Origin of the sequence: Runella sp. SP2 (assembly GCF_003711225.1) — a bacterium.
Taxonomy (GTDB): Bacteria; Bacteroidota; Bacteroidia; order Cytophagales; family Spirosomataceae; genus Runella.
In genome coordinates this window covers 1055632-1070279 of sequence record NZ_CP031030.1, presented here as the reverse complement: position 1 = coordinate 1070279, position 14648 = coordinate 1055632, and the positions used below count along the sequence as shown (strand labels likewise).

Below are 14648 nucleotides of genomic sequence, written 5' to 3'. Positions count from 1 at the left end.
ATGAAATCTCATTTTTATTTCCTCCTCTTTGCCTTTATTTGTTGTAAAACCACTTTTGCCCAATCTCCCATCGTCCAATCGACGCTGATTTTTCAACCCCAAGAAAAACACGTCCACGGAAGTAGCCTTGTCGCTTTGCCCAACGGTGATTTTCTTTCGGTATGGTTTTATGGCAGCGGTGAACGTACGGCCGACGATGTGAAAATCATGGGTTCTCGACTCAAAAAAGGACAAACGAAATGGAGCGAGCCGTTTGAAATGGCCGATACCCCACTCCTCCCCGACTGCAATCCTGTGTTGTTTTTAAACCAAAAAGGCACTTTGTTTTTGGTATGGATTGCCGTACAAGCCAATCAATGGGAACAGTCGATTCTTCGGTTTAAAACATCAACGGATTATAACGGCAACGGTGCGCCCGTTTGGAATTGGCAAGACAATATTTTGCTTAAACCCGACGACCGTTTTGCCAAAGAAGTAGCCGACAAATTCAAAAAACTACCCGAATACACCGCAGGATGGGCGGGTTATGCCCCCAAATACGACAACATGGTCATCGAAGCCGCCAAAGATGCCACCAAAAGAAGCATCGGATGGATGACGCGCATCAAGCCGCTTCAGTTTGACAACGGTCGGATTGTTTTGCCTCTTTATTCCGACGGATATAATTTTTCGATGATGGCTATTTCGGACGATTTTGGTGCGACTTGGCGTCCTAGCCTTCCTTTGGTGGGTCGTGGGCCAATTCAGCCTGCGTTGGCCGTACGTAAAAACGGCAACCTCATCGCCTACCTCCGCGACAGTGGCGATGCGCCCACGCGCGTTCACGTGAGCGAATCGTCCGACCAAGGGGAATCGTGGACGGCTTCGGTCAAGAGTGACATTCCAAACACCGCGAGTGTCGAATTGTTGAATTTGCAAGATGGGCGGTTGGCCTTTCTTGGCAACGACATTGAAGACGGTCGCTACCGTGTCAGCCTGTATCTTTCTGACGACGAGGGCAAGACGTGGAAATGGAAAACCCGCTTAGAAGACCATCCCCGCGACAAAGGCGGTTATTCGTACCCTTGCCTCATCCAAACACCCGACGGGCTTTTGCACATCACTTATTCTGCCCACGCCGACAACAAAAATAAGTCCATCAAATACGTGGTGGTGAATCCTAAATTAGTAAAGAATCAATGATAAATTCATTTTGTTTTTTGGCATTTTGGTGTTTTTACCAAAATCCTTCTTTTACTTTATATGATTGGCACTTTCAAATGGTCTTTCATCCTACAAACACCCCATAATTCCTCAGTTTAGGGTTTGTCCACAATTAAAAAGAGCTTGTCCAATTTCGGACATTTAAAGGCCTAACAACATAGCCATTACTACTGGAAATCAACAACTTAAAAGGCTGGCATTATAATAGGGCACAATAAAAAAACTAATTTTATTTCTGCCATGCTTAAAAAGTTTCTTAAAATTTCCCTCACCCAAAAGCCAACAATTGTAATACTGATTATTTGTATTACACCACTTCTTTCTGCTTTAGCTCAAGTCAACCAAACTATCTCTGATGTAGTAAAAGATTCAATTGTCGCCCGTTTCAATCGAAATGATTTCAAAGGAATTTACATGCTAGCCGATACCTCTTTTACAAAAAAGATTTCCGAGAGCCGATTGGTTAATTACCTGAGAGGTAATCGCAACAGTGGAAATATCGTTGGTATAAAATCACAAACAGAACTCAGAGGTGGCATTTCGTATCATTTGGAGCTTGAAGCCAGAGATCTAAATCTTTTTCTGCAAGTGACACCTACTAAAAAATTCAGCAGTTTTGGAATCTCAAATGTAGCCCCCCAACTTCTTGCAGTATGTCCACCTGTAAAAAATGACAATCCACTTAGAAGCAAAATGGATATAGCCATTGACAGTCTTGTGCGAGAATACTTCCGTGATCCCAATGCCACTGGACTGTCTATAGGTCTTATAAAAGATGGAAAAAAAATCATATATAACTACGGAGAAACACAGAAGGGCAAGGGTCAATTACCTAATTCACACACGGTTTATGAAATAGGCTCCATAACAAAGACATTTATCACAACCATATTGGCTCAAGCAATAATTGATAAAAAAGTAACGCTTACTGATGATATTACACGCTTTTTACCTGACAGTTTTCCTAATTTAAGCTACCAAGGACAACCTATTACGCTACAACACTTAGCCAATCACACGTCCCGTTTGCCCACATTACCCCAGAACATTGGCGAACAAGCCAACTTTAATCCCCTCACTCCAGAACAAAATTATGACACAATCCTATTCTTTAAGGCATTGCATGAAATAAAATTAGATACACTTCCTGGCTACAAATTTGAATACTCCAATTGGGGAATAGCTTTATTAGGGTATATTATGGAAAAGGTCTATAATCAGCCTTTAGGTACTTTGCTCAATAAATACATTTTTGTTCCACTGAAAATGCAATCCAGCGGCTATAAACTTAGCCCATCAGATAAAGAAAAAATGGCATTGGTTTACAGTGAAAATGGAAAACAGGTCGCTTTTCAGGAAGGAGGATGTCTGGGGCCTGCGGGAGATATTCACTCATCTACGAATGACATGCTACATTATTTAGAAGCACAACTTTCAGAAAAACACCCTATTATTAAACTAACGCATGAACCCACAAAAAATGGAATTGGGTTGGGTTGGGGAATACGAACTAACGGTATATATCGAGAGTTACAGCACAATGGCAGTACTCAAGGCTCTACCGCTAACTTAACAGCATTCCCTGAATTGAATAGTGGATGTTTTATCGTAGTAAACAACAGAACCAACATAGGGCGATTAATTGTCGGTATTCAAAAAATAATCAAACAACCAGCAAACAACAAATAAAATTGTTTGCCTCACTTTGCCGATTTTGCGGGGTGTCGCCTGTACTATATTTTTTCACCAACATCCTCACCTTTACCTTATCTAACTGGTAATTACCATGTTACAAACAAGATGTTTATTTTGCGTTTGCAGTCACCATGTGGAAGAGGGCGAATAACTTGGGAGATAGATTATTTTATTCCCGAAGCAAACATTTTTACCTTTCCTGCTCGTCATTTACAAAACAGCCTTTACTCTAAAGTCAGTCCATTTTAATGAAAAGTATCGACGTGCTTCTTTTAGCCTGAATCATAACCATTGCAGTTATTATTGGTGATGGGAGTGCAGTCGATTATCATATCTGCTTTTGGCCTTACATTATTCCCATTTTACATATTTCCGCCAGTTGTGTTCTTCTTTGAATCCCAACACCTCACAAATTTTCCGATTAGAAAACAGCGCTTCGTGTTCTTCCAGTTCTCGTGTAATGGATACATTTGGGAAAAACCGCTCAGCCAGTTCTTTGCTCGGAATAACAGCGCCATTATGGTCATTTCCCGCATTAAACACTTGATAACCAAGGCCATCTTTTTTTAGACACAAATCCACAATTTGCCCCAAATCACGGGCATCTATGTAACAAAAAGCATTTCGGCGGCGTACTTCGGGGTGGTTGAAATAATGGGGGAATAGTTCTGCGTATTCGTGCGGCTCAATCACATTTCCGATACGAAGTGCGTAAATATCGAAGCCTGAGCGACGCTGAAAACTTCGCGCGGTTTTTTCATTTACTACTTTCGACAACCCGTAGCTATCCATTGGGTCAACGTCGTAATCCTCTTCCAATGGCAACGAATGAGGGTCAGTCATCCCATCCGAAAAACATATACCATACGTAGTCTCCGACGATGCAATGATAATCTTCTTAATACCCAATTTTACGGCCGCTTCAATCACATTATAAGTTCCTACGGTATTGACCCGAAACGTTTCATTATCAGGCTTTAGCAAAATGCGTGGAACTGCTGCAAAATGCACAACTGCATCAAATTTTGGCACACCTGTACCCAATTCCAGTTCATCAAAACCCGTGTAGGAAGTCATTGCATTAAACATTTGCCCCGAATCGGTAATATCGGCGGTTAGGTTAGCTACTCCTGGATGATGTAACGGCGTTAAATCTAGGTTCAACACTTTATGTCCTTGTTCGAGCAGGTACGGAATGACGTGTTTCCCAGCTTTTCCTGAACCTCCCGTAAATAATATTCGCATTGTTGTGATTGATTTGTGTAATATGAATAACAGTATTGATAACAACCCCTAGGCTTGTAAAGTTAGCTGCTTTATATTTAACCACTAAGACACTAAGAAACACTAAGATATTACTCTTCTTAGTGACACTTAGTGCCTTAGTGGTTATAAAAATCTACAATTTCTTCAAAATCTTCACCACTTTTTTCGTAATCACCTCATAACCAGCATCAGAGGGATGTAGGCCGTCGTAAGTCATGGCGATGGATTCGACGGGGTAAGGGTACTCATCTGTTTCGGGGTTGAACGGAATATTCACAAAATCGGGATACGAATAGTTTCTGTATTGTCCCGTTTGTGGGTCTTTGAGTCGCTTAAACTTCACCAATTTAGAATGTCCTAATTTTTTATCGTGGTACAAGTCCACGACGGGTAGCTTCTCCCGCTCCCCAATGGCCTTGATGGCGTCCGCAAATTGCTCCAAGTATTGCCCTTTTTTGTCTTTGTACGACCCGTAAGCATTATTCTTGAAGTTGGCGATATACACAAAGTCCACGCGTTGAAGCGGCGTTATCAGAATGATTTTTGCGTCGGGATTGAGGCTCCGAAATTTGTTGATAATAATCCGAAATGAACCATAGAGTGTGCCAAAACCCGTGTTGTTTTCGTAGTCGGCCATGGTGCCCACAGGTCGCCCACCCCACCAATCATTGGTACCCAAGAAGATAGAATAAACGTCAGCCTTGACCAAGTTAAGGCTTTCAATTTTTTCCGCAATACGCGCGGCCGTCCAGCCATTATGTCCTTGGTTAATATACTGAATGTGAGGCAATTTCTCCGTCACCATCGTCATGTAGCCTTTGGTGATTCGGTTGCCCGTTTCATTGTGGTGTTCGTTGAGGTAAGTGATTGAATCTCCCAACGCCACCCACGTCATTTTTTCGGGGGAGAAGCAGCAAAAGAGAAAAATCAATACGGGAGCAATGAACCATTTTTTCATGTGTAGTGCGTTTAGCTATAAAAGCACTTTGGGCTTTTATTTTAACGAAAATTACACATATTTGATTATTGGTTGTCTTTTACCCACATTGGTACTTTTTTACCAACATCCTCACTTTTTAGCTACCTAATTGGTATTTACCCTTTTACAAAATATTTGCTATAATGCGCTCACAGCCTCCCCTAGAAAGACTACGGACAACGGATGTGACGATTTATTTCGCAGTTAGTACTATTTTTCATCCTTTGGTTCTGTAGATGATTCCACACTTTGTTGACTCAGTAATTCCTTTTGTAATTTCAAATGTGCATCGAAATATTTTTTATTGCTTACTATTTCGGTTTTATTTTTGCTAACTCTGCCTTTAAAGCCTCAATTTGGTTATCTTTATCTCTATTAGAATAACCGAGATAAGCTGTCGATAAACCAAAAATAACAGCAACAGTAATCGATATATAAACAGCTCTAGTATTACGTACTTTGAATTTTCTTTCTTCAACATATGCAAGACCTCCAAGAGTAAGTTTAGCAATAAATTGCAACTCAGCATTTGGCATTGGCATAGACATTATGATTGAATCGCTAACATTTGTATATGTAGGTCGTCCGTCAGACCATTGTATATATTTTTGCTTTTCCAAGGTACTTAAAAAATCATAGGCTTTTGCTTCTTTTTCAAATCCTAATGTCTTCAGTTTTTTTGTAACATCTATAGACTCAGTATCAGCGCCTGAATCATATAGATACTTCAAAAATTCGATTGATTTACTCATAAATGGTCTGATTTATTTTTCACTAAAATACAAATTATACGCATTAAAAACAAAAGGGCCTCAGGGAGTCGAAATTTTAGGAGACAAAATCCATAAAGGCCTCCTTCAAGCTTCATCAGGGCGACAACTGCTCCGTAAAATAGGTTGCCTCGATAGGTTTTTGGGGAGATGGTTTGTTGGCCTTTTTCTGCTACAAAGGTTTCGCCTCTCCGAGGCTGTTTTTTAAAATGTGGTTAACATCCTTTTCTGTTTCATTGTACAAAAATACACACATTTAGCGTATCGCGAGTAGCTTAGATTTCAAAATTGAATCTCCTAAATAGCCCTTGGTGCTTAAATCTGCGTATTCTAAAAAAGTTACTATTACACCAATCACCTAAATAATGAGAGTATTCTTATCCATTTTTTTATTCTCGGTACTATGTACTTTGAACCTAGTCGCCCAAAAACCCAAACAGCCCGTCCACCGCGACACACCTTTTACGCAGGACTACGCCATCAAGTATTATTTCAAAGACAGCGTTGAGCCGCTTCGTGTTTTCACTGACCGCAATGGAACCATCAAAATCAGTACAAAAACGGGTTTGTTCCAACCTCATGCGGGGCAGTTGCTCTATCCTGGCACGTTAGAAAAAGATGTTTCTTACCGCCCCATTGCCGATAAAAAAATAGCCAACCTATCGCTCTACCAGCAGCAGTTTGTTTTGATTGACAACAAATCGGTTTTGAGCGATGCTTGGGCGGGTAAGTTGTTTCTCAAACATTCACTCCCCGACGCCCACCTCTTCGCAGGCGGCAGCGATTTTAATTTCTTCATTGCCAATAGTTCACAGTTAGAATACTTACCCAAACAAGGAACGGGTTGGAAAGAAACGGGGCTCGAAGGACGCGTTTTGGACATCAAATATTCCAACGGACAGTTTTATGTATTGACCGACAAAGCGGTGTATTCGGCGGCGGAAGGGGCCAAAGAAGTGAAAAAAGTCTATGCTGCCGATAACCTCACGGCCTTGGAGGTCACCGTTTCCAAACTCGTTGTAGGCACTAAAAATGGGTATTTGGAACTGGATAAAACGGGTAAAGTCACCACGCCACTCCAGCAAAAACTTCCCTCAACCGACATCACTTGCATCACTGCCATCGGGAATCAGCTTTGGTTTGGTTCAAGCGAGGGGGCTTTTTACCAAAAACCTGATGGGAAATACAGCTATTATGCTTCCGAACGTTGGCTTCCGTCCAACCAAGTGACGCATATCGCCCAAGGTGAAGATGGCTCGGTGTTGGTATTGACCGACAAAGGGCTTGGAAAAATTATGTTTACCAAAATGACGCTCCAAGAAAAAGCCACTTTCTACGAAAAACAAGTGCGCACTCGCCACATTCGGGATGGCTTTAATGGCACGCTTGGACGCATGAAAAACGGCAATTTGGCCACGGGTACATTGCAAGATTCTGACAACGACGGGCTTTGGACTTCCATGTATTTGGGTGGGCAAATCTTCCGCTACGCCGCTACCAAAGACCCACAAGCCCTCCAAAACTGCCGCGAATCGCTCGATGCAATGGAACGGTTGTACGACATCAATAAAATCCCAGGTTTTCCGTCGCGGTCGTATGAACGTACGGGTTACAAATACGATGACAAACCTTGGCGCCGTACCGACGACCCCGAATGGGATTGGAAGTCCACGACAAGCAGCGACGAAGTGATTGGACACATTTTTGCGTTTGGTGCCATGGCTGAGTTGATTGACGACAAAGACCTCAAATCACGCTCTATTGCGTTGATTGACACACTAATGAGCCACATCATCAAAAATGACATGTATTTAGTGGACTGGGATGGAAAACCGACCCTTTGGGGAAAATGGAACCCCGATTATGTCAATAATTTCCCCATCAACGTGGGCGACCGCAAGCTCAATTCGTCCAACATCGTAGCCATGCTCCAAACCGCCTATCATTTTACCAAAAAAGAAAAATACAAGGCCAAGGCATTTGAGTTGATGAAAAAACACGGGTACTACGAAAACCTGATGCGTCCCATGAAAATCATCGGACAAGCTCCTGGCAACGCCAGCGATTGGAGCAAGATGCTTTCGGGCGACTGGAACCACTCCGACGACGAAATGTACTACATGGGCTACTGGGGGCTGTATCGCTACGCGTTTAATGATACATTGAAGGCCAACTACAAGAAAGCCATCGTGGACCACTGGCAATTTGAGCGCCCCGAAAAAGATGGTCTTTGGAATATTCTGACGGCTATCACAGGCATTCAAGATTTTGATTTGGAAGAATCGGTCTGGTATTTACAGGAATATCCCCTCGATATGATTGACTGGACGGTAAAAAATAGCCACCGCAAAGACATTGAACTATTGCCTCCCAACTTTATCGAACAAACCACCAAAGAAGTACTTCCTCCCGACGAGCTGGGCATTATTCGCCACAACAACAGTCGGTTTATTTTAGACCGAAACGGGCGTGGTAGTTCAGAAATGAGTGCGGGAGATATTTGGCTGCTTCCTTACTGGGCTGGCAGGTATTTAGATGTTATTAGTGGCGCTACCACCAATACCGTCAAGAAATAACAATTTTTAAATCTTACTCCAACGCAGGCTACGCTATGAAGTGGCCTGCGTTTTTTTATATACCTAAATGGCATAAATATACGTATATTAAGCTACGTTCCGCTTTTCGTGTCCCACTATCTTCAACCCAATTTGCCCGCTCCAATTTTCATGTACGAAATAGTGGGTTTTATGTACAAATGCACCCGTTTCATAAAAAAATTGGAATCGGACTTTAAAATACTATTTTTGGAATATAATTTTGTTGTACTGATAGTGCCGCCGACCTTCGGCTAAGGTACTTAGTTATCTCACATCAACGGTTATTGAAACTCTTATGCGAAATGATTTTTGTACCTAAAAACCCATTACAATGACTAAAGCAGAATTGGTAACGCGTATCTATCGACAAACCGACCGTACCAAAACCGAAGTAGAAACAACGCTTGATGCGATGTTTGACGTCATCAAAGACTCACTGAGCCAACACCAAATCATTTATGTGCGCGGTTTTGGCAATTTTCAAAACAAACACCGTGCAAAACGGACGGCGCGCAATGTGAAACGCAATACCCTTGTTGAGGTAGAAGCACACGAATACCCTACTTTTAAACCTTCAAAAATTTTTATTGAAGAAGTTAAAAAAAGCCTCCTTGAGCCTAGCCTATAACAAATGAAGGGCGTTGGCAATCGCCAACACCCTTCTACTTTGTGCCGCAGCTATAGGATACGACTGATCAGGTTTCCCTCAATGTGTTTGCGCGTAATTTGGTTGCGGTATTGCTCCCCAATCGGTATTGAATCGCCAGAGGTTAAAACAATTTCATTTTTTGTAATAGCCTGAATCGCCGAACGATGTACCAAATAGGATCGATGCACCCGCATAAACACCTCGCCACGAAGTTGCTCCTCCATTTTTGAAATAGACACAATCGGGGAATATGATGCCTGCTTTGTCACAATTTGCAGGTAATTTTCCTGGGCTTTCATGTAGAGCACATCTTTGTAGGCGATTTGTATGTAATTAGAGTTTTCTCTAACAAAAAAGTAAGGCTCAACGTGGCTAGTTTCTTCCACATTGACAAAACGTTCTTTTACCTTCTCAATCGCCATCAAGAAACGGTCTAATTCAAGCGGTTTAAGCAAAAAATCCACTGGCGATACCTCATAACAATCCAAGGCATAGTCACGATGTGCTGTAACAAATATAACAAATGGGCGATGTCGGATGCTTTTTACAAAGCTTAAACCTGACATTTCGGGCATTTCGATGTCGCAAATCAGTAAATCGACTTCAACATCGCTCATTTTACCGTAACCTTCCATTGCAGATCCGCACACGCCCACAAGCTCCAAATTGGGGTGCATTTGTACAAATTTCCCAATGATTTTTTGCCAGTTTACATCATCATCAACAACCAGTGTTTTGATTTTCATGAACGAATTTTTCTTTAAAATTACGATTCTTTTGGTTTTGAAATCAATAGCATACCTAAAAATACAATTGCGCCATTCAGCATAAGCCGTTCAAAACCAATTTTGTACCCATCAAACCATGCTTCCGAATTTTGATTGAGCACGTAAGTAATTATCGGGCCCAAAACGCACACAATGGGCGTCAGGCGGTCTTTTACCGAACGTTTGGTATATAGCCCAAACGCAAATAAGCCCAGCAACGGCCCATAGGTATAGCCAGCAATGTCAAAAATAGCCGTAATTACTTCTTTGCTATTGAGTTGGTTGAAAAGTACAATCACCACATAAAACAACAACGAAAACCCAATGTGAACCCAGTGCTTGATGCGCGCACGTTCTTTTTCGGGTTTGTTAGTTACGTTCATAAAATCAATGCAAAAAGACGTTGTCAGGGCCGTAAGTGCCGAATCCGAGCTTGCATAGGTAGCAGCCGTAATCCCAATCAAAAACGTAATTGCTACGACCACCCCCGCGGTTCCTTCGTTGAGTCCAAAATGATTCAGGGCCAACATCGAGTAAATTTCATCCGTACGTTCTGGTAACGTAATGTTTTTGGCCTGGGCATAAAAATACAACAACACCCCAAGGCTCATAAACATCAAGTTGACGAAGGTCAATGTAATGGTAAACCAAAACATGTTTTTCTGGGCTTCGCCGATGTTTTTACAGGTCAAATTCTTCTGCATCAAATCTTGATCCATACCCGTCATGGTAATGGCGATAAACGCCCCCGACAAAAATTGTTTCCAGAAATATTTGTTATCTTTTGGATCGTCGAAGAAGAAAATACGCGAATATTCGCTATCGGCCACGGCTGAAACCATCCCTCCAAACGAAAAGTTTAACTCTTTAGAAATTAAATAAATGGTAAGCGCAACCGCCGTAACCAGAAAAGTCGTTTGGAGCGTATCGGTGATAATAATAGTTTTTACGCCACCCTTAAAAGTATAGACCCAAATAAGTGCAATCGTAATCAAAACCGACACTTCAAAGGGAATCCCAAGGCCGTTGTACATGGCCAATTGAAGAACTTGAGCCGCTACGTACAGCCGAACTGCCGAGCCGAGTGTGCGCGAAAGCAGGAAAAAAGCCGACCCTGTTTTGTAGGCCCAAAAACCAAAACGCTGTTCGAGGTAGGTATAAATAGAAACCAAGTTTAGGCGATAATAAAGCGGCATGAGCACACTACCTATAAACAAGTATCCCAAAATATAGCCCAATACAACCTGAAAGTAGGAAAATTGAATTTTTCCAACCGCACCAGGGACGGAGATAAAAGTAACGCCCGACAAAGACGTGCCTATCATGGCAAATGCTACTAAGTACCAGGGAGACTGCTTATTGGCCGTAAAAAAAGTATTGGTGTCTGCCCCTTTAGAGGTATAAATAGACACGGCAATCAGTACCGCAAAATACACAATGAGAATGGTGAGAGCTACATATGGACTCATAGAATGGAACAAATAAGGTTAGAATGTGTTTATACCTTTTGCAAACCTATACGATTTTTCGTAAATTTGTTATATCAGTTCATTAACTATACAAATCTTTGCACATGCAACTGTTTGAAATGCCCGAAGTCGATGTAGTCGAAGAAGTAGAGCAAAAAGTAGTGGAAACCGACCTGTACAGTCTAGTGGTTTTCAACGACGAGGTGAATACATTTGATTGGGTGATCGAAACCCTCATGGATGTTTGCGAACATACCCCCGAACAAGCAGAACAGTGTACCATCATCATTCATTACAAAGGCAAATGCCGCGTAAAAAATGGTTCTTGGGAAGAACTGGTGCCCAAACGCCAAGAGATTTGTCGCCGTGGTATTTCGGCAGAAATACTTTAGTACTTCTGCCTTTTCTTTACTTCTTATTCGCCGCTTTCTCCAAACAGTGCTTTCAATTCGGTGGCATCGGCGGGTTTCATTCGCCCTGCCAAAACCAACCGTAATTGCCGACGGCGCAATGCGCTCTGAAAAAAGCTTTTTTCTTCTTCTGTTTCAGCAATCACGGGCGCAACTTCGATGGGTCGCCCGCTTTGGTCAACCGCTACAAAAGTGTAAAAAGCCGAGTTGGTATGCACAGCCGCCTCTCCCGCTGAAAGGTTTTGGGCACTCACTTTAATGTGTACTTCCATCGACGACGTAAAAGCACGAGTTACTTGCGCCTCAAACGTTACAATGTTTCCTAATTTTATCGGCTCGGCAAAAGATACGTTATCGACCGATGCCGTCACAACTGTCCGATGTGCGTGTTTCTGGGCAGTGATTGCGGCACAAATGTCCATCCAATGCAGCAACCGCCCTCCCATGAGGTTGTTGAGGGTATTGGTATCGTTGGGCAATACCATTTCGGTCATGATGGTGTGTGACTCACTGGCTTTTTTGGGAAGAGGCATAATTGGAATGTCGAATTTAGAATGTTGATTGTCGAATATAATACAAGCAACAAAAGTAATTCTAAACTCTCAAACCACAACTTTCCGAACCATTTCAGTATATTGGCTGTTATTTCAGTAATCTAACATTCTAGGATTATGAGTCAATTCATGGTAGAATTTACCCTCCCTGACGAAATGACGGAGGAGTTCTTAGCGAAAATCCCGCGTCAACGTCAAAAAATCAACCATTTGATGGAGACGGGAAAAATTACGTCGTATGCCCTTTCGTCCGACCGTACCAAGCTTTGGTGCGTTATCAAAGCTGATACCGAATTTCACGTTTTGGAAATTATTTCGCAGTTTCCCTTGATTGATTTTATGGAGCCCACTATTTCGGAATTGATGTTTAATAACACCGCAACGGCCGTAAAACTCCCGATGTTTTCGCTCAATTAGTCGAAAGATATGTACCTTTGGGAAAAAATTCAGCCGTGAATCCTTCCGAAATCTACACCCAACGACAAGCCGTTTTTCAAGCACAAACCGAAGTAATCCAGCGCCGTTATAACCAACTTTCTACCGCTCGACTTGCTATTTTTATTTTAGCAGCCGCCGCTGTTTGGTGGTTTTCAAAAAGTAACTTTTCACTTGCCTTTGCCATCGGATTTTTAGGGTTGGTTTTATTTGCGATTGTGCTGCGCAAACACCAAAAAACCTCCCGACTTCTCAACCTTTATCGGATTTTGACTCAGCTCAACAAAGAAGAGACGGCAAGGTTGTCGCTTTCTTTTTTGAGAAAAGAAACGGGGGAAGAGTTTGCTCCACCCAACCATCCGTATGCTTACGATTTGGATGTTTTTGGCAAACACTCGCTTTTTAAACTCATCAATCGGGCGCATACCAAAGTGGGGATGAAAACCCTAGCGCATTGGTTACTTGCTCCCGCCGACCCCATCGAAATTACGGTTCGTCAGTTGGCCATTGCCGAGCTTGTTCCCCTACTCGACTGGCGGCAAGAGTTTGAAGCTACCGCCGCCCTCGAAAAACAAATTGCTCAGCCCACCGAGTTTTTATCACTTTGGCTCAAAGCTGGTGAAAACGAATCCATACTTCGCTGGAAGCGTTTTAGGTGGCTGCCCATTCTGACAATTTCGGGGATTGTTGCCGCTTCTTTGGGTCTTATTCCTTGGCTTGTTATCGTTGCAGTATTGCTTTTTCACGGGTTTATCTTGAGTAAGTTAAACCTTTCGGTGAAAGCATACGCGGAGCAATCGGAGCAAATTGTCGGTACCTTGAAAGCTTACGCGGCTTTGTTTGAAAAAATTGAAAATCAGTCGTTTGAGTCCGCTAAACTACGACAGCTCAAAAGTCAACTTACCACGGGCATCCCCGCGTCTAAAAGTATTGAACAGCTTGCCAAAATGACCGAAAACCTCAATTTTCGGTTGAATCCGTACTTTATGCTGGCCATTGGACTTCCTTCATTGTGGGATTTGCAGTGGATGACCCAACTCGAAGCGTGGAAAAAGCGTCACCAAGACGACCTTGGACGGTGGTTTCACATCTTGGGTCAGTTTGAAACCCTTAGTAGCTTGGCAGGATTTGCTTATTCTAATCCCGCCTATCCGTTTGCGGAACTTTCTACCGAATCGTTTTACATCAAAACCAAGCACGTCGGCCATCCGCTGATTGCGGCCGACAAACGCGTTTGTAATGATTTTGAATTACAGGGTTTGGGTCAAACTGCCATCATTACGGGCTCAAACATGTCGGGAAAAAGCACCTTTTTACGTACCATTGGCGTCAATACCATTTTGGCTTTGTCGGGCTCAGTAGTCTGTGCCGAACAGTTTTCAAGCGCTATTCTTCAGGTTTTTACCAGTATGCGAACACAGGACTCGCTAGAAGAAAATACCTCTTCGTTTTATGCGGAGTTGAAGCGTTTACAAACCTTACTCAAACTTTCGGAAAGCTCCTCCATTCCTGTTTTTTACTTTTTGGACGAAATATTAAAAGGTACCAACTCCGTTGACCGTCACAAAGGTGCTGAGGCGCTCATTCGCCAGCTTCATTTACAAAAAGCTTCTGGGTTTATTTCCACCCACGACATTGAGCTGGGCGACATGGCCAACGAGGGTCAGTTTGCCCATAATTACAGTTTTTATTCTACCTTCACCGAAGGTAAACTACACTTCGACTATCAGTTGAAAGAAGGGGTTTGCCGTGAATTTAACGCGACGGCATTGATGCGACAAATTGGGATTGAAATTCCCTGAGTGCCGCTGGGGACGTCGGGGTGTGAGCACCCCGACGCACATCTGTGAGTAC

Annotated in this window: 13 protein-coding genes; 7 read left to right on the top strand and 6 right to left on the bottom strand. The window is 42.6% G+C overall.

The features are described from left to right. Both DTQ70_RS04505 and DTQ70_RS04500 read left to right on the top strand, forming a co-directional pair. Nucleotides 1-1182 (top strand): exo-alpha-sialidase, encoded by a 1182-nt coding sequence (locus tag DTQ70_RS04505; protein WP_122929707.1) that lies wholly within the window; start codon nt 1-3, stop codon nt 1180-1182. 261 nt (nt 1183-1443) lie between these two features. Continuing rightward, a complete protein-coding gene (locus DTQ70_RS04500) occupies nt 1444-2892 on the top strand; it encodes a serine hydrolase (RefSeq protein WP_122929706.1) in 1449 nt (482 codons plus the stop codon). Nucleotides 2893-3249: 357 nt separating this feature from the next. On the opposite strand, the gene DTQ70_RS04495 is transcribed toward DTQ70_RS04500, so the two are convergent. The 3 genes from DTQ70_RS04495 to DTQ70_RS04485 form a co-directional block, all read right to left on the bottom strand. Next, complete coding sequence (locus DTQ70_RS04495; RefSeq protein WP_206019629.1) at nt 3250-4143, bottom strand: NAD(P)-dependent oxidoreductase; 894 nt, start codon at nt 4141-4143, stop codon at nt 3250-3252. Between the two features lie 154 nt (nt 4144-4297). Continuing rightward, nucleotides 4298-5122: an SGNH/GDSL hydrolase family protein gene (locus DTQ70_RS04490; protein WP_122929705.1), complete on the bottom strand. Its 825-nt coding sequence runs from the start codon at nt 5120-5122 to the stop codon at nt 4298-4300. Between the two features lie 332 nt (nt 5123-5454). Further along, entirely contained in the window at nt 5455-5895 is a 441-nt protein-coding gene (locus DTQ70_RS04485) for a hypothetical protein (protein WP_122929704.1), read from the bottom strand. A gap of 383 nt (nt 5896-6278) precedes the next feature. On the opposite strand from DTQ70_RS04485, the gene DTQ70_RS04480 reads away from it, so the two are divergent. Further along, on the top strand, nt 6279-8489 hold the full coding sequence (locus DTQ70_RS04480) for a hypothetical protein (RefSeq protein ID WP_122929703.1): 2211 nt from the start codon (nt 6279-6281) through the stop codon (nt 8487-8489). 352 nt (nt 8490-8841) lie between these two features. After that, nucleotides 8842-9138: an HU family DNA-binding protein gene (locus DTQ70_RS04475; protein ID WP_028527200.1), complete on the top strand. Its 297-nt coding sequence runs from the start codon at nt 8842-8844 to the stop codon at nt 9136-9138. 50 nt (nt 9139-9188) lie between these two features. On the opposite strand, the gene DTQ70_RS04470 is transcribed toward DTQ70_RS04475, so the two are convergent. After that, the gene (locus tag DTQ70_RS04470) at nt 9189-9905 is read right to left on the bottom strand and encodes a LytTR family DNA-binding domain-containing protein (RefSeq protein WP_122929702.1); all 717 of its coding nucleotides are present in this window, start codon (nt 9903-9905) and stop codon (nt 9189-9191) included. Nucleotides 9906-9925: 20 nt separating this feature from the next. Further along, nucleotides 9926-11395, bottom strand: a complete 1470-nt coding sequence (locus DTQ70_RS04465; protein WP_122929701.1) for a sodium:solute symporter — start codon at nt 11393-11395, stop codon at nt 9926-9928. 104 nt (nt 11396-11499) lie between these two features. Here DTQ70_RS04465 and DTQ70_RS04460 point away from each other — a divergent pair, with 104 nt between their 5' ends. After that, nucleotides 11500-11787, top strand: coding sequence for an ATP-dependent Clp protease adaptor ClpS (locus DTQ70_RS04460; protein WP_028527197.1), 288 nt, complete (start codon nt 11500-11502; stop codon nt 11785-11787). A 23-nt stretch (nt 11788-11810) separates the two neighbouring features. Here DTQ70_RS04460 and DTQ70_RS04455 read toward each other — a convergent pair whose 3' ends face one another. Then, nucleotides 11811-12338: an acyl-CoA thioesterase gene (locus DTQ70_RS04455; protein WP_122929700.1), complete on the bottom strand. Its 528-nt coding sequence runs from the start codon at nt 12336-12338 to the stop codon at nt 11811-11813. A 138-nt stretch (nt 12339-12476) separates the two neighbouring features. Here DTQ70_RS04455 and DTQ70_RS04450 point away from each other — a divergent pair, with 138 nt between their 5' ends. After that, nucleotides 12477-12776, top strand: a complete 300-nt coding sequence (locus DTQ70_RS04450; RefSeq protein ID WP_122929699.1) for a muconolactone Delta-isomerase family protein — start codon at nt 12477-12479, stop codon at nt 12774-12776. A 35-nt stretch (nt 12777-12811) separates the two neighbouring features. Then, complete coding sequence (locus DTQ70_RS04445) at nt 12812-14596, top strand: MutS-related protein (protein WP_229600067.1); 1785 nt, start codon at nt 12812-12814, stop codon at nt 14594-14596. Nucleotides 14597-14648 lie beyond the last annotated feature (52 nt).